This is a genomic window from Mesorhizobium sp. M0590 (assembly GCF_040320905.1).
Classification (GTDB): domain Bacteria; phylum Pseudomonadota; class Alphaproteobacteria; order Rhizobiales; family Rhizobiaceae; genus Mesorhizobium.
The window spans coordinates 87,528-105,038 of record NZ_JAMYQN010000011.1; the positions used below are offsets into that span (position 1 = coordinate 87,528).

17 protein-coding genes are annotated in these 17,511 nt (G+C 64.0%); 6 read left to right on the forward strand and 11 right to left on the reverse strand.

Annotated features, from left to right (window positions below; genetic code table 11):
* Nucleotides 1–127: 127 nt before the first annotated feature.
* Together NKI52_RS19265 and NKI52_RS19270 are read right to left on the reverse strand one after the other, a co-directional pair.
* On the reverse strand, nucleotides 128–1,030 hold the full coding sequence (locus NKI52_RS19265) for a LysR family transcriptional regulator (RefSeq protein WP_352699113.1): 903 nt from the start codon (nucleotides 1,028–1,030) through the stop codon (nucleotides 128–130).
* Nucleotides 1,031–1,060: 30 nt separating this feature from the next.
* Nucleotides 1,061–1,192: a hypothetical protein gene (locus NKI52_RS19270; RefSeq protein ID WP_023674354.1), complete on the reverse strand. Its 132-nt coding sequence runs from the start codon at nucleotides 1,190–1,192 to the stop codon at nucleotides 1,061–1,063.
* Here NKI52_RS19270 and NKI52_RS19275 point away from each other — a divergent pair.
* The gene (locus NKI52_RS19275) at nucleotides 1,170–2,066 is read left to right on the forward strand and encodes an MBL fold metallo-hydrolase (protein ID WP_352699115.1); all 897 of its coding nucleotides are present in this window, start codon (nucleotides 1,170–1,172) and stop codon (nucleotides 2,064–2,066) included. The two genes, NKI52_RS19270 and NKI52_RS19275, sit on opposite strands and share 23 nt — an antisense overlap.
* 89 nt (nucleotides 2,067–2,155) lie before the next feature.
* Here the strand turns inward: NKI52_RS19275 and NKI52_RS19280 are convergent, their stop codons facing one another.
* The 5 genes from NKI52_RS19280 to NKI52_RS19300 form a co-directional block, all read right to left on the reverse strand.
* A complete protein-coding gene (locus tag NKI52_RS19280; RefSeq protein ID WP_352569779.1) occupies nucleotides 2,156–3,025 on the reverse strand; it encodes a patatin-like phospholipase family protein in 870 nt (289 codons plus the stop codon).
* A complete protein-coding gene (locus NKI52_RS19285) occupies nucleotides 3,022–4,272 on the reverse strand; it encodes a M16 family metallopeptidase (RefSeq protein WP_502897770.1) in 1,251 nt (416 codons plus the stop codon). Before NKI52_RS19285 ends, NKI52_RS19280 begins: the two co-directional genes overlap by 4 nt.
* A gap of 166 nt (nucleotides 4,273–4,438) precedes the next feature.
* Nucleotides 4,439–5,803 (reverse strand): M16 family metallopeptidase, encoded by a 1,365-nt coding sequence (locus NKI52_RS19290; protein ID WP_352624310.1) that lies wholly within the window; start codon nucleotides 5,801–5,803, stop codon nucleotides 4,439–4,441.
* Between the two features lie 97 nt (nucleotides 5,804–5,900).
* Entirely contained in the window at nucleotides 5,901–6,455 is a 555-nt protein-coding gene (gene rsmD, locus NKI52_RS19295; RefSeq protein WP_352616872.1) for a 16S rRNA (guanine(966)-N(2))-methyltransferase RsmD, read from the reverse strand.
* Nucleotides 6,436–8,223 (reverse strand): pseudouridine synthase, encoded by a 1,788-nt coding sequence (locus NKI52_RS19300; protein ID WP_352699120.1) that lies wholly within the window; start codon nucleotides 8,221–8,223, stop codon nucleotides 6,436–6,438. The genes rsmD and NKI52_RS19300 overlap by 20 nt, the downstream gene beginning before the upstream one ends.
* Nucleotides 8,224–8,299: 76 nt before the next feature.
* On the opposite strand from NKI52_RS19300, the gene NKI52_RS19305 reads away from it, so the two are divergent.
* On the forward strand, nucleotides 8,300–8,752 hold the full coding sequence (locus NKI52_RS19305; RefSeq protein WP_352699122.1) for a nucleoside deaminase: 453 nt from the start codon (nucleotides 8,300–8,302) through the stop codon (nucleotides 8,750–8,752).
* Between the two features lie 84 nt (nucleotides 8,753–8,836).
* Here NKI52_RS19305 and NKI52_RS19310 read toward each other — a convergent pair whose 3' ends face one another.
* Both NKI52_RS19310 and ileS read right to left on the reverse strand, forming a co-directional pair.
* The gene (locus tag NKI52_RS19310; RefSeq protein WP_352458053.1) at nucleotides 8,837–9,517 is read right to left on the reverse strand and encodes a hypothetical protein; all 681 of its coding nucleotides are present in this window, start codon (nucleotides 9,515–9,517) and stop codon (nucleotides 8,837–8,839) included.
* A gap of 194 nt (nucleotides 9,518–9,711) precedes the next feature.
* Complete coding sequence (ileS, locus tag NKI52_RS19315) at nucleotides 9,712–12,702, reverse strand: isoleucine--tRNA ligase (RefSeq protein WP_352699124.1); 2,991 nt, start codon at nucleotides 12,700–12,702, stop codon at nucleotides 9,712–9,714.
* Between the two features lie 335 nt (nucleotides 12,703–13,037).
* Here ileS and NKI52_RS19320 point away from each other — a divergent pair, with 335 nt between their 5' ends.
* Both NKI52_RS19320 and NKI52_RS19325 read left to right on the forward strand, forming a co-directional pair.
* Complete coding sequence (locus NKI52_RS19320) at nucleotides 13,038–13,448, forward strand: Xre family toxin-antitoxin system antitoxin (RefSeq protein WP_352699126.1); 411 nt, start codon at nucleotides 13,038–13,040, stop codon at nucleotides 13,446–13,448.
* A 5-nt stretch (nucleotides 13,449–13,453) separates the two neighbouring features.
* On the forward strand, nucleotides 13,454–13,888 hold the full coding sequence (locus NKI52_RS19325; RefSeq protein WP_023674343.1) for an RES family NAD+ phosphorylase: 435 nt from the start codon (nucleotides 13,454–13,456) through the stop codon (nucleotides 13,886–13,888).
* Nucleotides 13,889–13,891: 3 nt separating this feature from the next.
* Here the strand turns inward: NKI52_RS19325 and NKI52_RS19330 are convergent, their stop codons facing one another.
* Both NKI52_RS19330 and NKI52_RS19335 read right to left on the reverse strand, forming a co-directional pair.
* A complete protein-coding gene (locus tag NKI52_RS19330) occupies nucleotides 13,892–14,695 on the reverse strand; it encodes a MipA/OmpV family protein (protein WP_352699128.1) in 804 nt (267 codons plus the stop codon).
* 198 nt (nucleotides 14,696–14,893) lie between these two features.
* The gene (locus NKI52_RS19335; RefSeq protein WP_352699130.1) at nucleotides 14,894–15,799 is read right to left on the reverse strand and encodes an alpha/beta hydrolase; all 906 of its coding nucleotides are present in this window, start codon (nucleotides 15,797–15,799) and stop codon (nucleotides 14,894–14,896) included.
* A gap of 234 nt (nucleotides 15,800–16,033) precedes the next feature.
* Between NKI52_RS19335 and NKI52_RS19340 the strand changes: the two genes are divergently transcribed.
* Nucleotides 16,034–16,594, forward strand: coding sequence for a DUF2165 family protein (locus NKI52_RS19340; RefSeq protein WP_352699132.1), 561 nt, complete (start codon nucleotides 16,034–16,036; stop codon nucleotides 16,592–16,594).
* 333 nt (nucleotides 16,595–16,927) lie between these two features.
* Nucleotides 16,928–17,482, forward strand: a complete 555-nt coding sequence (locus NKI52_RS19345; protein WP_352699134.1) for an HdeD family acid-resistance protein — start codon at nucleotides 16,928–16,930, stop codon at nucleotides 17,480–17,482.
* Nucleotides 17,483–17,511 lie beyond the last annotated feature (29 nt).

Genomic DNA, 17,511 nt, shown 5'->3' on the forward strand with positions numbered 1-17,511 from the left:
TAATGCGCCAACCCCCACCGACGCAAGAGGCAGGCCGCGCCCGGTCGAACCGACCCCCTCTGGCCTGCCGGCCATCTCCCCCTCAAGGGGGGAGATCGCAGCTTCGGCCATCAGCGCCTCACCCAAGCTACCGCCCCCGCCCGCCTGCCTCCAGCTTCTGCTCGGCCGCGATCAGCATCTCGACAAACCTCGTCACCTTGGGCGGGCGGAAGCGGGCGGCGGGGTAGACTGTGTAGATGCCGCCGGAGGGCAGCCGCCACTCGGGCAGGATCTGCACCAGCCGCCCGGCGGCCAGTTCGTCCCGCACCAAAAAGTCCGGCAGCACCGACAGGCCGGCGCCGGCGCGGACCGCTGCCAGCACTGCCGGCGTTGCGTCGATCGAAATCGTTGCCTGCATGCGCACGGCCTGCTCGTCATCGCCGCGCGAAAATTGCCATAGCAGCGGTTCGCGCAGCGCCATGTTGGCGACGAAGGGCAGCCCGGCGAGGTCTTGCGGTTCGCCGGCGGTGAACCGGCCTGCAAAGCCGGCGCCGCATACCATGAATTGTTGGAAGGTGCCGATGCGCCGGGCCTGCAGGCTGGAATCGGCCAGCCAGCCGACGCGGATGGCCACGTCGATGTGGCCGGAAACCAGGTCGATCGTCTCGTCGCCCAGCGTCAGCTCCACCCGGCAGGCGGGATAGCGCGCGCTGAAGGCGGCGACCACCGGCACCACCGCCGATGTGCCGTAGTCGTTGGACGCGGCGATGCGCAGCGTGCCAGTCGGCTCGGCGGCGGCCTGCGCGAGCTCGTCGAATGCATCCTCGGCCTGCTGCAGGACCTGCAGGCAGCGGGCATGGAACGTTCGGCCGGCCTCGGTCGGATGGACGCGCCGCGTCGTGCGGATCAGCAGCGTCGTTCCGACATCGCGCTCCAGCCGCGCCACCTGCTGGCTGACCACCGCCTTGGTGATGCCCAGCCGCTCGGCGGCCCGCGTGAACGAGCCGGCATCGACCACCGCCGCGAAATAGGCCAGCCGGTTCAGGTTCATGCTTCGCTCATGGCAGAGGCAGTCTCATTGTCAGGCAATGGCATACATTACGTCTATTTTGTCGGCCTTCAATACGCATTCCGCTTTTGCCATCTTGCGGGCATCGAGGCCGCCGAATTCCGGATCCCAGGAGACATCCATGTTCACACGGAGAAGCATCATGAAAACCACCCTCGCCGCCGGCGCTGCCGCGGTCTTTGCTCCCGCCGGGCTTGGCCATGCGGCCGGCGGGCTTTCCTGGAAACATTTCCCCGCCGGGCAAAACGGCTTCTTCCGCGCCCCGGTGCTGGTCTCCGGCGCCACCGAAGCCGTGCTGATCGATGGCGGTTTCACTTACCCCGACGGCCGGGCCGTGGCCGAGGCGATCAAGGCGACGGGCAAGACGCTCACCACCATCTATGTCAGCCAGTCCGACCCGGACTATTATTTCGGCCTCAAGCCGATCAAGGAGGCGTTCCCGCAGGTACGGGTGATCGCCGCAGCCGAGACGGTGGCCGCCATCAACGGCAATGTCGAAAAGAAGCTCGCCGTCTGGGGGCCGCAGCTGAAGGAGAATGGCCCGCAGGCGCTGGCCGACGTCGTCATCCCCGAAACGTTCGACGGCAAGACGCTCAGCGTCGATGGCGAGACCATCGAGATCGTCGCCGCGGAAGGCCTCGCCAACCGGCGCTATCTCTTCGTGCCGTCGCTGAATGCGGTGTTCGGCGGGGTGATGATCTTTGCCGGCGTGCATGTCTGGACCGCCGACACGCCGACCAGGGAACTGCGCGCCGCCTGGCTCGCCAATCTCGAAAAGATCGCGGCGCGCAAGCCGGCAATCGTCGTGCCCGGGCACATGACGCCTGAGGCCGCTACGGACCTTTCAGGCGTCGAGCACACCAAAACCTATCTCGTCGCCTTCGAGGAAGAACTGGCCAAGGCCAAGGACGCTGCCGCACTGAAGAGCGCCATGGACGCCCGCTTCCCCGGCCTCGGCATGGGCGTCGCGCTCGACATCGGCTCCAAGGTTGCCACCGGCGAGATGAAGTGGGGCTGAGATGGCCGCCAATCGCGAGCTGATCCGCGCCCCTTACGAAGGATACGCTCATGGTCCAGCGGGCGCTGACGCCGGACGCTTGATTACGGTTATCCGCCGAGACGGTTCGTGCGCTTGCTGGCTTCGGCCTTGGCGCGGGCCTCGACCGCCTTCTCGATCTCGCGCTTCAGCTCGTCCTTGATCGCCACCGTCTCGGCCATCAGCGCCTCGACCTTCATGAAATCGAGCACCCGGTATTTCGACACCGCCGGCCTGATCAATATGTCGGGCCGGCTCTGGTTCAGCTTGCTGGCGATGATCGACTGCATCATCAGCTGCGTGGCGCCGAACATCAGGTCGACGGAGGTCGGGAATTTGCGGCCCGCCTCGGTCGGCGCGCCGACCACGTCGACGGCGATGATGATGTCGGCGTCGAGCTCGATCAGGTCGAACGGCACGGGATTGTAGATGCCGCCGTCGATCAGCAGCCTGCCGTCGCGCATCACCGGGCGGAACACCGCCGGGATCGCCGCCGAAGCGGCCAGCGCCGAATGCAGCTCGCCTTCGTCGAACACGGCGAGCTGGTGGCCATAAAAGTCCGTTGCCGTCACCTTCAGCGGTATCTTCAATTCGGCGAAGGTTTCGGGAATGGCGTCGGGCAGGAACGCCTTGAGGATGCGCTCGACATTGAACTGGCTGACCCGCAAGCCGCCCTGCAACGCTTCGGCAAAAGTGCCGGGCCGCGCCCGCCACATGCGCGTCGCCACTTCGGCGCGGCGGCCGAGGATCGAGCGCGTATAGTCGTGGATGTCCTTGCCGGTCATGCCCGAGGCCATGCCGGCGCCCATGATGGCGCCGATCGACGAGCCGGCGATTGCTGCCGGCCTTATGCCCAGCTCGTCCAGCGCCTCGATGACATGGATATGCGCCAGCCCACGCGCCCCGCCGCCGCCAAAGGCGATGCCGAAGCTAGGGCTCATCCCTTGTTGGCCGCGCCGAGCTTCGGCCCGACCACCATGACGGCCGGCTCGGCGGAGAGCAGCTTTTTCGCCACCGCTTTCACCTGGTCCAACGTCACCGCGTTTATCAGGGCGGCGCGGCGCTGCATGTAGTCGATGCCGAGCTTGCCGAGCTGAATCTCGAGCAGCGTTGAGGCGATCGCGCCGGAGGAATTCAGATTGTTGATGGCATAGGCGCCGATCATGTATTTCTTGGTCGCCGCCAGCTCGGCTTCGGTCGGCCCCTCCTCGGCCATGCGCTTGACCACGTCGCGCACCACGGCCAGCGTCTCGGCCGCCCTATCGGCGCGGGTCGAGGTGGTGATGGACAGCGCCTCGGAATGCTGGTGGTCGACGAGGTCGGAGCTGACGCTGTAGGCCAGGCCGCGCTTCTCGCGCACCTCGTCGAACAGCCGCGAGGTGAAGGTGCCGCCGCCGAGGATCTCGTTCATCAGCACGGCGGCGAAGAAATCCGGCGCATTCCGCTTCACGCCGGGATAGGCGAGTTGCAGCGAGGCCTGCGGCTGGTCGTAAACGACCTCGAGCTGCTGGCCGAGCTTCAGGTCGATGTCGGGAACGGGCGTAAGCGCCTGCTTTTCCGGCAGGCTGCCGAACACCAGGTCGAGCTTCTGCTTCAGCGTCTCGGCGTCGATGGCGCCGACCACCGCGACATGCAGGCCGTCACGGGCGAAACTTGCCTTGTGGAAGGCGCTGAGATCGGCCGGCGTAATCATCGCGATGCTTTGCCTGGTGCCCTGGTCGGGCCGCGCATAGGGATGCGTGCCGTAGATCGCGTCCAGCCATTTGCGTTGGGCGAGCGTATCGGGATCGCGCTCGTTGGCGATGATGCCGGACAGGATCTGCGCGCGGATGCGGTCGATCGGCACCTGGTCGAAGCGCGGCTGGTTGACCGCCACCCGCAACAGGTCGAAGGCGCCGTCGCGCTGCTCGGCCAGCATGCGCATCGAGCCGTAGATGCCGTCGCGCTGCGCATCGAAGCTCATCTCGGCGCCGACATCGTCAAGCTTGATCTGGAAGGCCTCGCTGTCGAGGTTGCCGGCACCTTCGTCGAACAGGCCGCTCATCAGATTGGCAAGCCCTTCCTTGCCGGGCGGATCCTGCGTCGCGCCGCCATCGAAAACGAAGCGGATAGCGACGATCGGCACCGAATAATCCTCCACCAGCCAGGCGGTGATGCCCTTCGACGAGGTCACCTCCTGGATGTTCACGGCGGCGCGAGCGGAAAGCGCCGGCAGGATGACAAAGAGAAGGGAGAGGAACAGGGTTGCTAGAAGAGGGCCGGCGTGCTGGCGCTTCCCTTCTCCCCTTGTGGGAGAAGGTGAGGAGCCCACGAGGGGGGAAGGCAGAGCGGGACCATGCTGGCTCATCATCAAATCAATTCCCAGCTTGGGTTTGCGGCAGAAGATAGCCGGTCGTTGCGTGGTCGAGATTGAGATAGCGGGCAGCGACTTCCTTGACCTGGTCGGCGGTGACCTTGCGGATGCGGTCCGGCCATTGCTGGACGTTCTGGACGTTACCGCCTGTGGCGAGCGTCGAGCCGTAGATGTTGGCCATGTCCTCCTGCTTGTCGCGGGCAAAGATCATCGAGCGTACGAAACGGTCCTTGGATTTTTCCAGCTCGTCGCTGGTGACGCCGTCTTTCGCGATGCGGGCGATCTCGGCGTCGACCGCGGCCTCGATGTCGGCAAGCTTGGCATCGCCGCGCGGCGCGCCGTAGACGGTGAAATTGGTGTCGTCGAGCATGGTGCCCTGGAAGAAGGCGCCGGCCTCGGCGGCGATGCCTTGCCTGACGACAAGCTCCTGGTAGAGCCGGCTGCGGTTGCCGCCGCCGAGGATTTCGGACAGCACGTCGAGCGCTTCGGCTTCGCCGGGCTTTGCCGTGTGATAGGACGGAACCACCCATTGCGTGGTAAAGCTCGGCACGCTGACGCGCCCGTCGGTCAGCGTCACCGTGCGCCTGGTGTTCTGCTCCGGCTCGACCGGGCGGATGCGCGGCGGCAGATCCGGGCCGCGCGCGACCTTGCCATAGGTCTTTTCGGCCAGCGCCTTGACCGTTTCCGGCTCGACATCGCCGGCCACCACCAGCACGGCGTTATTGGGTGTATAATATTTGTTGTAGAAGGCCATCGCGTCGGTGCGGTTCAGCTTCTCCATCTCCTGCATCCAGCCGATGACCGGAATGCGGTACGGCTGGTTCTGCCACAGCGTGGCGTCGATCTCCTCGTCGAGCACCGCCTGCGGATTGCTATCGATGCGCGAGCGGCGCTCCTCGAGGATGACGTCGCGCTCGGTTTTGATGACGTCGTCGTTGAGGATGAGATTGCGCATGCGGTCGGCCTCGAAGCCCATCATCTCACCGAGCGCCTGAGGCACCACCGTCTCGTGAAAGGCGGTGTAGTCGTAGGAGGTGAAGGCGTTGTCCGAGCCGCCGATGGCGGCGACGGCACGGTCGAGCTCGCCCGCCGCATGGTTGCTGGTCGCCTTGAACATCAGATGCTCGAAGAAATGGGCAATGCCGGACTTGCCCGGCGGCTCGTCGGCGCTGCCGATCTTGTACCAGACCATATGGGTGACGATGGGGGCGCGGTGATCGGGGATGACGACGATCTCCATGCCGTTGTCGAGCAGGAAATCGGTGACGACGCCATCGTCAGGATTGTTATCCGCCAGAGCCGGCGCGGCCATCACCAGAGCCAGTCCCAAGAGCGTTCCGCGCAGCCATTCAGCCTGAAATGTCATAGATGGCTCCGGTTTGTAGTGGGACGATAGGCGGGGTTGCTGGTCGAGGCAAAGCGAATTGTTCGTCATTTTGAAGGCGCCATCGTGGAAGCCGAACTCAGGCGGCCTCGATGAACCGGATGACCGTCTCGCCATAGTTGCGCTCGTCGACAACCGAAAAGCCCGGCCCTGCCTCGAACGGCGCCACCGCCGCTTCCTCGACGACGCAGAGCGCGCCGGGGGCGAGCCAGCCACCGGCCTTGGCCGAGCGCAAGGCGCGTTCGCCAAGGCCTTTGCCATAGGGCGGATCGGCAAAGACCAGGCCGAATGCGGCGATGGTGCCCGCCTCGCCCAAGCCCGTCGCGTCGCGGCGGAAAATCTTGGTGCGGCCGGTGAGGCCGAAGGCCTCGACATTGGTGCGGATCAGGCCGCGCCCTTCGGCGGATTCCTCGATGAAGACAGCGTAGGAGGCGCCGCGCGACAGCGCTTCGAGGCCGAGCGCGCCGGTGCCGGCGAACAGGTCGAGCACGCGCGCGCCGTCCAGTCTTTCGGGAAAGCGATGCGCCAGCACGTTGAAGACCGCCTCACGCGTGCGGTCGGTGGTCGGGCGGATGGCAAAGGTGCGGGGCGTCGCCAGCGGACGCCCGCGAAACTCACCGCCGACGATCCGCATTGCTTCCTTTCGGGCCGCCGCGCGGCCGGTCGCCACCGCCATCCGGGCGCTCGCCGCGCGGTTTGCCGAACGGCTTTGCACCGCCGCCTTGCGGCTTGCCGCCGGGCTTGCCGTAAGACGGCTTGAACGATGCCTTGCGCGCCTTGTTTTCTGCCGCCTTGGCGGCGTCTGCCTCCGCTCTGCCCTTGCCGATCGGCCGTGCGCCCGGCGCCATCCAGACATTGGCCTTGCGCTGGCCCGGCGGCTCGATCGGCCGCTGCTCGCGTTCGGATTTTTTCCCACCGAAGCCGCCACGAGGCTTGTCGCCACGGGGTTTGTCCCCGAAGTCGCTGCGTTCAGGTCTGGGGCCACGCTCGCCAAAGCTCTTTTTTGGCCCAAAGCTCCTGTCAGGGCTTGTCGACAGCTTGCCGAGCGCTTCGTCGCGGCTGCCCTCGCGCCGCTTGCGGTTCTTGATCAGGCCGCCTTCGCCGATCGGCCGGCGTTCGCCGTCGCGGGTGAATTTCGGCCGCTCGGGCTCCTCCTCGCGCTCACGCCTGACCGGCTTGTTGGAAAACGGCTTGGCGATATCGGCATCGAAATTGGCGCCGGACTCTTCGACCAGGCGCTCGCCGAGCTGGTCGCGCAGCACGCGGCCCTTGATCTCCAGCACATGGCCTTCCGGCAAATCGTCGAGCTGGAACGGCCCGTAGGAAATGCGGATCAGCCGCGTCACGTCGAGACCGAGCGCGCCCAGGATGTTCCTGACCTCGCGGTTCTTGCCTTCGCGCAGGCCGAGTGTCAGCCAGGCGTTCGAGCCCTGCTCGCGGTCGAGCGTCGCTTCGATGGCGCCGTAAAAGACGCCGTCGACGGCAATGCCTTCGCGCAGGCCGGCAAGCGCGCTTTCCTCGACCTTGCCGTGGACGCGCACGCGGTAGCGTCGCAACCAGCCGGTCGCCGGCAGTTCGAGCACGCGCGACAGGCCGCCATCATTGGTGAGCAGCAGCAGGCCTTCGGTGTTGATGTCGAGCCGGCCGATGGTCATCAGCCGCGGCAGCCCGGGCGGCAGCACGTCGAAGACGGTCTTGCGGCCTTCGGGATCGCGGTTTGTCGTGACCACGCCGGCCGGCTTGTGGAACAGGAACAGCCTGGTGCGCTCGATCGGCGGGATCTCCATGCCATCGAGATGGATGATGTCGCCGGGCATGACGTTGAAGGCCGGCGAGGACAACACCTTGCCATTGACCTTGACGCGGCCGGCCGCAATCAATTCCTCGGCGTCGCGGCGCGAGGCCAGGCCGGCACGCGCCAGCCGCTTGGCAATGCGTTCGCCGGCTTCTTCCGTTGCCTCGACACGACGCGGGCGCGGCTTGAAGCCGCCTTCCGATGCCGCCTGTGCCCTTTGTGCCCCTTGCGGTCGATCGCCGCCAAAATCACGCTTGGGACGATCGCCAAAATCACGCTTGGGACGGTCGAAGCGCCTCTCGCCGCGCTCGCTTTCGGCAGCTGCTGGCCGGTCGCCGCGCGGTGCGTAAGGCTTGCGCGGACCTTCGCGCTTTTCATAAGGCGTGCCCTCCGGACGCGGCCCTTTGCTGAACGGCCTGTCGCCGCCTTTGAAGTCGCGCTTCGGCCGCTCGCCTTCGGCTGCCGCCGGCCGGTCGCCGCGCGGAGCGTAAGGTTTTTTGGCGCCGAAGGACGGCTTGCCACCCTTGCCGGGAGCGCCATCGCGACCACGCGGCCCCGCCGGCTTCGGGCCGGCCTTGCGCGGGAATTTCTTGTTTTTGTCGTCCATGTGGCCTTTGCTCGTTTGCGCGGGTAGTAACAGGATCGCGCTCTAGTGGCGAGGAGATAATCGGAATGGAAACCGCGTGAAGCGGCGGGATTTCATGGCGCTGGCGCTTAAAGAAGCCGAAGCCGCCGCCCTGCGTGGCGAAGTGCCGGTTGGCGCGGTCGTCGCCGGCGGCGATACGGTCGTTGCGAGTGCCGGCAACCGCACCCGCGAGTTTGCCGATCCCACCGCCCATGCCGAGATGCTGGCGATCCGCGAGGCCTGCCGCAAGCTTTCCAGCGAGCGGCTCAGCGGCCACGATCTCTATGTGACGCTGGAGCCGTGCGCCATGTGCGCCGGCGCCATCTCCTTCGCCAGGCTGCGCCGGCTTTATTTCGGCGCTGCCGACGAGAAGGGCGGCGCAGTGGTCAACGGCGTTCGCTTCTTCACGTCACCGACCTGCCACCATGTGCCCGATATCTATCCGGGCATGGCCGAGAACGCAGCAGCAGCATTGCTGAAGGACTTTTTTCGCGAGCGACGCGGACCCTGATTTCTGGTCCGGCAGACGGTCCAAATCCAAGTCAGCCAATCCAGCCAGCCAATCCAGGGCAAGAACGTCTCTGGCGCCGTCAGCCTACCAGGGCAGCCAGTCGAACATGCCGCCGCTCTTACTCTTGGCGGCCGCCTCCCTCTTGAGGCGGCGTTCCTTCTTGTACTCGTCCTCGCCGAGGTCACCCTGCGGCGCGGTGGCGGCGGCAGCGCGGTATTGCACCGGCGGCTCGCTCAGATATCTGCGGGTGGTCGGGTCGCCCTGTTTGCCTTCAGCCCGGCGGCGCATGATTTCCGCGGCGCGGCTCTTGTCCGAATCGGCCGGAGTCCAGGCTGGCGGGTGGCTCGAGCCCGACTGCTTCAGCGCGGCCTTGACCGACGCCGGATCCGTCTGCACGTCATCGATGACCTGCGCCTGGTAGGCCGGGTCGTCCTGATGCAGGGTGGCATCGGCGCGCAGGCGGGCACGGCGCTGCTCCGGCGATTCGGGCCATTCGGCGCTTGCCGTCTCGATGCTTTCCTGCGGCGGCGGCAAGACTTCCTTCTGCCCCGGCCCTGGCTTCACCAGCGTGGGGCGCGGCTTGTAGTCGATACTATCCTTGCGCTTGGGTGCGAAGGAAAAAGCCCCGGTGAGGTCGCCGGCAAGCTGCGCGCCCGCGGTCTTGTCGGTCCCGTAAGTGGGCGAGCCCATGCAGCCGGACAAAGCGAGGCCCGATACGACAAGCGGCGCCAGCAGCGCAACGCGCGCGTAAGTTCTCTCGGTCATGCCAAAAAGTCCCACTGTAGACAGCCTCTCGATTGCCGCCGGCCAAAGAAAGGTCCGGTCCCCATCGCCTATGCTCTTCCGACGGAATTCCGGCGACAATTTGTCGTCCGGAGTTTCGCGTGTTTACCTCAACCACTCGTTAAGGGCAACGCGCGAGGGCCGATCGGCCCCCGCCGTGGCATTTGTGCACCGCCTCAAAGACGGCTCAAAGCCTTCAGCTCATGCAGAACAGCGGCGTCACGGGCCGAAACATCCGGGAATTCCGGATCTGAGCCGACATCGGCGGTGTAGCGCCAGGAGCGCGCGCACTTCACCAGGCCACGGTCCTCCGCCTTCTCGACGACCACGGCGACGCCCTTGACGTCGTCGAGGGTAAAGCTGCCCGCCGGCGCATTGCCGTGCATGATAACCAGATCGCTGGTGATCGCCGTCTCGGCCATGTCGACATCGGCGATCGCCGCTTCGAGCACGGCATCGTCGAGGGTGACGACCGGCACCGCTTCCAGCGAAGAGCCGATGACCTTCTGCGCACGGGCGATTTCCAACGCCCCGGTGACGACACGGCGGACCTGCCGCACCTTGCGCCACTTCTCCGCCAGCGCCTCGTTCTTCCAGTCCGCCGGGATCTCCGGGAACTGGTCGAGATGCAGGGAGACCGCATCCGGATGACGGTCGAGCCAAGCCTCTTCCATGGTGAAGGGCAGCATCGGCGCCAGCCATTTCACCAGGCAGTCGAAGAGATGGCGCACCACCTGCACGGAAGCCTTGCGCTTCACGCTGGAAGGCGCTTCGCAGTAAAGCGCGTCCTTGCGGATGTCGAAATAGAAGGCCGACAGCTCGACCACCATGAAGTCGAGCAGCGCGCGGGTGATGCGCTTGAATTCGAACGCGTCGTAGCCCGAGCGTACGACTTCATCGAGTTCAGCGAGCCGGTGCAGCATCAGCCGCTCCAGCTCCGGCATCTTGTCCAGCGGCACCTCCTCACCGTCGTCATGGGCGAGCGTGCCCAGCATCCAGCGGATGGTGTTGCGCAGCTTGCGGTAGGCGTCGATATTGGTCTGCAGCACGTTCTTGCCGAGCCGCTGGTCTTCCCAATAATCGGTCGTCACCACCCACAGCCGCAAGATGTCGGCGCCGGACTGCCTGATGACGTCCTGCGGCACGACGGTGTTGCCGAGCGACTTCGACATTTTCCGCCCCTCCTCATCCATGGTGAAGCCATGGGTGACGACGGTGTCGTAGGGTGCCCTGCCCCTGGTGCCGCAGCTTTCGAGCAGCGAGGAGTGGAACCAGCCGCGATGCTGGTCGGAGCCTTCGAGATAGACGTCGGCCGGCCATTTCAGGTCGGGCCGGTCCTCAAGCGTGAAGGCATGCGTCGAGCCTGAATCGAACCAGACATCGAGGATGTCCATGACCTGCTGCCATTTCGAGGCATCGTGATTGCCGAGGAACCGCTCCTTGGCGCCGGCGGCGAACCAGGCGTCGGCGCCTTCTTTCTCGAAGGCGTCCATGATGCGCTGGTTGACTGCCTCGTCGCGCAGCACATTGCCGTCGGCATCGGCAAAGACGGCGATCGGCACGCCCCAGGCGCGCTGGCGCGACAGCACCCAGTCGGGGCGCTCCTCGATCATGGCGCGGATGCGGTTCTGGCCGGCGGCGGGCACGAAGCGGGTATCGTCGATGGCTTTTAGGGCGCGGCTGCGCAGCGTCGTGCCGTCGCCAAGCTCCTTGTCCATATAGACGAACCATTGCGGCGTGTTGCGGAAGATGATCGGCTTCTTCGAGCGCCAGGAATGCGGATAGGAGTGCTTCAGGCGGCCGCGCGCGAACAGCGCGTTGCGCTTGATCAGCTCGTCGATGACAGCCTGGTTGGCGTTGCCCTTCTTGCCATTGTCGTCGATGACGCGCGCCGCTCCACCCTCGCGGTCCGGGCCGAAGCCCGGCGCGTCCTTGGTGAAGAAGCCGGCATCGTCGACGGTGAAGGGGATCGCGGTGTCGATGCCACGCTGGCGAAGATCAGAGGCAGCATCCATCCAGGCGTCGAAGTCTTCGCGGCCATGTCCCGGCGCGGTGTGGACGAAACCGGTGCCGGCATCGTCGGTGACGTGATCGCCGGCGAGCATCGGCACGGGAAAATCGTAGCCGCCGCCCAGAGCTTTGAGGGGATGCGAAAGCGTAAGGTTTTCAAGCTCTTCGGCGCCAACGCTGCGAAGCCGATTCAGAGTGACCTTGGCCTTCGCGGCAGCGTCGTCCGCAAGCTTCTCGGCAAAGATCAGCTTTTCGCCGGGCTGAGGACCAAAGGCGTTCTCGGCCGCGGTAACCTCGTAGAGACCATAGTTGATGCGCGGCGAGTAATTGACGGCGCGATTGCCGGGGATTGTCCACGGCGTCGTCGTCCAGATGACGACGTTGGCATCAAGCAGATCGAGCGACGTCTGCGTCAGCTTGGGATCCAAGGCTGGCTGGCCATCCTCGATGTTGATGACCTGGCGAGCGAGGCTGACGACCGGAAACTTCGCCCAGATCGTGTCCGACTCATAGTCCTGGTATTCGACCTCCGCCTCGGCCAGCGCGGTGCGCTCGACCACGCTCCACATCACCGGCTTGGAGCCGCGATAGAGCTGGCCGGACATGGCGAATTTCAGCAGTTCGCCGGCGATCCGCGCCTCGGCATGGAAAGCCATTGTCGTATAGGGATTGTCGAAGTCGCCGACGACGCCGAGCCGCTGGAATTCGGAACCCTGCACCTTGATCCAGTGCGCCGCAAACTCGCGGCATTCCTGCCGGAACTCGTTGACCGGCACCTCGTCCTTGTTCTTGCCCTTGGCGCGGTACTGCTCCTCGATCTTCCATTCGATCGGCAGGCCGTGGCAATCCCAGCCGGGTACATAGTTCGAGTCATAGCCGCGCATCTGGAACGAGCGGGTGATGACGTCCTTGAGGATCTTGTTCAGCGCATGGCCGATATGGATGTTGCCATTCGCATAGGGCGGGCCGTCGTGCAGCACGTATTTTTCGCGGCCGGCTGCGTCTTCGCGCAACTTGCGGTAAAGGTCCATGTCCTGCCAGCGTTTGACCAGCAGCGGCTCCTTTTCCGGCAAACCGGCGCGCATCGGGAAATCCGTCTGCGGCAGGTAGAGCGTTTTGGAATAGTCGATCGTCTCGGCGGTCTCGGTATCAGTCATTCGTCTGCCATATGCGTTGCCCGGCGGCAAAAGAGCCCGGGCGTTGAACTATCATGATCTGGAAAAAGCGCGAGAGGCGCGCGCAAGATTCCCGGCGGCTCCGGCGGCGGTCAGGCCGCCCGGAACACCGGGCCTGTAATTCGTATCGCAGTCGCGAGAAGGCGCGAAAAGCTCGTCATGGCTGGGCTTTTAACCGACACAGGCGATGTTGAAAAGCCCGAACTCTCGGCGGTTTCCTGTCGGGGCATCATGTCGTTAGTTTGTTGTCGTGGTTTTCCTTGCATGATGTGCCACTTGCGCCTATATCTAGGGGCAAGTGGCAGCGGAGCCAGCTCATGTCTAGTCTGCATACCAAGATTCGCCCAGAAGCCGATCCCGCCGACGCCGCAATTCCCGATACCGCGACGGAACGGTTTCTCGTTCATGTCACCAGGGTCGAAGGGCTCCGTCAACGGGGCTTCAGTAGTGATGAAATCTACAAGATCGTCGGCCCGCGACGGACCCTGGCGCGTCGTAAAGAGCGAAACGAGACTCTGACGATCACCGAATCCGACCGCGTCCAGCGACTTGAGCGGGTTTCAGCGATGGCGGACCGGGTTTTCGGCAGTCATGAAAAGGCGCAGCGTTGGTTGCGCAAGCGCAGCAGAGTGCTCAACGAGATACCGATCAACCTCTTGCAGTCCGAGACGGGTGCCGTCCTGGTGGAAGAAGAGCTCCATCGCATCGATTACGGCATTCTCGCCTAACACATATGCGGCTGTGGCGCATTTCCAGCTACGCCGATCTCTCCGGCGCCGGTGGCATGGTCAGCGCCGGCCGTTGGCATGTCATGGGGACACCGATCGTCTACTGCGCCGATCATCCAGCTACAGCGCTTCTCGAAATTCTGGTGCATGTGGACGCGGAAGACCTGCCCCAGACCTATCAGCTTCTGGAAATCGAAGTGCCGGACGGCGTTACCGTTGCATCTCTGGAATTATCTGATGACTGGAAGCACGATACAGCCACGACGCAGCGGCTCGGCACGGATTTTATCGCCACAGCCAAGCACGCCGTTATGGAAGTCCCCTGTGTGATCGTCCCGTTTACAAGGAACTATCTCTTCAACCCAGATTTGCTGGCGCGCGACGGCATCCACATCGTTGAGGTCACAACGCATCCTATCGATACCCGATTGCTGGGGTAGACATCACATCGAAAAATCGAAGCGATAGGTCGTCGACACGCCGATCATGAACTGATCCCTGGAGCCGCGCTCCTTGACCAGGCTGGAATCGGCGGCCGGGCCCATCAGGCGGGAATATTCGCCGAACAGACTGGCCGTCATCGGCTCGGTCACCTTCCAGGTCACCGCGCCGCCCAGGCCCGCCGACTTCACCCCGCCGCCGGGATGATATTCGCTAAGTCCCGAGGCCAGGGACTCCTTGGCATCAACGCGGTAATAGGCGTCGAAATAGTCCGATGAGGCGAACGAAACGCGCGGTCCGGCCGAAATCCTGACGTCGGACGTCACATCGTAAAAGGCGTCGGCGGCGATGTCGGCGACAAAGCCGTTATGGGCGCGAATGCCGTGCCGCAATTCGGCGCGGGCACGCAGCCAATCCAAAGGATAGAATTCGAAGAAGCCGCCAGCCTCGCCGCCCCAGCGCACCGGGTCGAGACCCTTCAATTCGTCGGCGTCACCGCCGTCGCGAGAAAACAGGAACTTGCCTGTCAGGCCGGCGCGGACGCCGCCATCGTCGATCAATGCCAATGAGATATTGTCGTTGCGCGAGGTGAAGCGCGCCGCGGGACCAGCCTTGCCGAGCGAGATGATCGGCGAGGCACTGAGCAGGTACTTCTTGCCGCCCTCGAAATTCGGGGCAACCATGCCGGTGGCGCCGACCGTCAGGTACCAGTCTCCGGACAGCCAGCCGAAGGTTCCCTCGCCGGCCTTGGCAACGCCGCAGGTGCCGAGCATGAATGCGGCCAAGATCGTCGGGACAGACCGCATCGTTACTCCATACGTCGAACGCATTGGCCGATACAACCAGCCTTGACTGAAGCCATGGCGCCAGTTCGGTAAAATTTGACTTAATATCCGCAACATTGGCAGCGTTGGCCGGCCTGTTCCGCGTTGCAGTCGATTGTTTGGCGCACCAAGATTCCAGATCAAGTGTTTGGAATACGATAGCAGTTGCCTCGGCAGGGGTTACAAACATTCGCGGACAAACATGCCTGCGCTGTGAAGAGCGCGGCGACCGGCGCTCAACCCCGCATTCCAAACCGGCCAAGCGTGAATCATATGAGGCCAAATTTCGAGACCTACTTTAACGTCAGCCGCGCCAGCGGCTTCGGCGAGCCGAGTTGCGTCCGACAACAGCGTCTCGGCCGAACCGGCTTGTATCAGCATTGGGGGAAATCCGCTCAGATCGGCGAACAAAGGCGAGATCAGCGGATCGCGCCGACCAACGCCATTGGGAACATAGGCCGTTGCCAGTTCCTCCAAATACGCCCGGTGGATGATAGGGTCGATTGCGTCCTTGGTTGATAGTGTCGCGCCGGACATCGAAAGGTCCGTCCAAGGCGAAACCAGCCAAAGACATCGCGGCAACGGCTCGCCTGCCGTGCGCAATATACTGACCAGGCACAGAGTGAGGTTGCCGCCCGCACTGTCTCCGCCAACCACGATGCGATCCGACGCGATGCCTTGCCGGCTCAGAAAGCGCCATGCGGTGAGTGCGTCTTCATGTTGCGCAGGGAAAGGATGTTCCGGTGCGCGGCGATAGTCGATCGCGAGGGTGCGTATTCCCATTGCCCGACCTGCCTCGGTAACCATTCGACGATGACTTTTAAGGGAGCCGGAGCAGTAGCCACCACCGTGGAAAAAGAGCAGAACCTTATCCCTGTCACTCCCAGGCGCCAGGGACCACTCGCCCGCGAGGCCATCGAAAACCACGCGCTCGCATCGGATGTCCTCCGCGACCGGCCAGACCGAACCGACTTCGTCGAGCCGCGCCCGGCGTTCGTCCCAGCGGACCGTTCGTGGTTTTGACGTCAACAGCCTGCGGACGGCGTTGATCTCCATCAGATCGAAGTGTTCGTCCACATCGCTCATTTTGCTTCCCCAGTCTTGCCAAGCGCCGAGAAAGGCGAACAGCCAAATGTCATCGACAAGATAACGATTGCCTGCCTGCAAATATAGCGACGAACCAGCGCCACGATCATCTTGCGATCAGCCCGATCAACATCAGCGAGAAATCGTCCGAGGTCCGTGCATATTGGCGGTGCTGCCGTGTGAGCCAATTTTCGATTGCTCGACGGTGCAAGGTTCAAAAGAGGGGGAATTCCGATGCCGGACAATTCGTATGCCGGAACCACTGCCGAGCGGCTTGTCAATCCGCGCAGCGTAGGACGATTGGGGCTGATCGTGATGGCGCTGTTCCCCACCCTGTGGGGTTTTCTCGGTCTGTTGAACGATGCAACCGACTTCAAAGACACTCTGGTGAATGCCGTGAAGCCGATGATCGAAATGACCAACACCTACGGCAACCCATGGCAGCAATGGCGTGCCATCACCATGCCATGGGCTGCCCCTGTGGCACTCGTCGGCATCATGGCCGTCGAGACCATGGCGGGGATATTCGGACTGATCGGGGTTGTGCTTATGCTGCGCAAGGTGGTTGGCAGCAGCGCCGATTTCGCTCATGGCAAGGCATGGATGATGTTGGGCTGCCTGTGCGCAATCCTGGTGTGGGGCATCGGCTTCACGGTGATCGCCGGCGACTATTTCCTGTCATGGGAAGCCAAGACCATGCCGCTCTCGAACCAGCTCGGCGGAACAATCTACTTCTTGCCCAACGCGCTCGGGCTAATCCTCGCGACGCTGCATCGCGAGGGCGGCGATTACTGAGACCTCGACGCAAGGTTGTGAATGCGGATGCGACCGGCGTTGCGCGGCGTTTGGAGGTCTGGCTCTGTATCAAAGCTCGACGTTGCGGCCGCTTTGCGGACAGGAGCTATTCTCCAACTAGACCTCGGCATGACCACGGTTTGGCCTGAGGGCGCAAGCCCACGTTTCACGGAAATGAACTCGCAGCGGCTGCTCTTGCCAAAAGCAGACGTCTCGCAGGCGTACCGCCCGAGCATGGGTGTGACCCTCACAGCCTGCTCGCTTTACGAGAAGGCCTATCGGCGTTACCTTCAAAGCCGACAAAAAGGCCAAGTAGTCTTGAGGGAGAGGGCGATGACACTGCACGGCGATGCCTTGAAAGATGCGATCAGCCAGACGCGGGCGAAATGGGGATGGTTCGTCGCGCTCGGGGTGCTGCTGCTTGTCTTCGGCGGCATTGCCTTCGGCAATCTGTTCATCGCAACCGTCGCCTCGGTCTTTGTCGTGGGCTGGCTGATGCTGATGGCCGGCATTGTCGAGATCATCCATGCCTTCGGCGTGAAGACATGGGGCCGTTTCTTCTATTGGCTGCTCAGCGGCCTCCTCTACGCCGTCGCCGGCTTCTTCGCCTTCGACAATCCGGTCCTCGCCTCGACGGTGCTGACCTTCCTCCTGGCGGTCGCGCTGCTTGCCTCAGGCGTGCTCAGGGCCTGGGTAGGCTACAGCCACCGGCCGCAGCCGGGCTGGGGCTGGGTGGTCGCGGCCGGCATCATCAGCGCGCTGGCGGGACTGGTCATCGCCATGGGCTGGCCGGTCAACAGCGTGTGGGTGCTGGGCCTGTTCCTGGCCGTCGACCTGATCTTCCAGGGCTGGAGCTTCATCGCCCTTGGCGTGGCGCTGAAGAGATAAATTCTGGTTGAGCATGATCTTAATCGGAA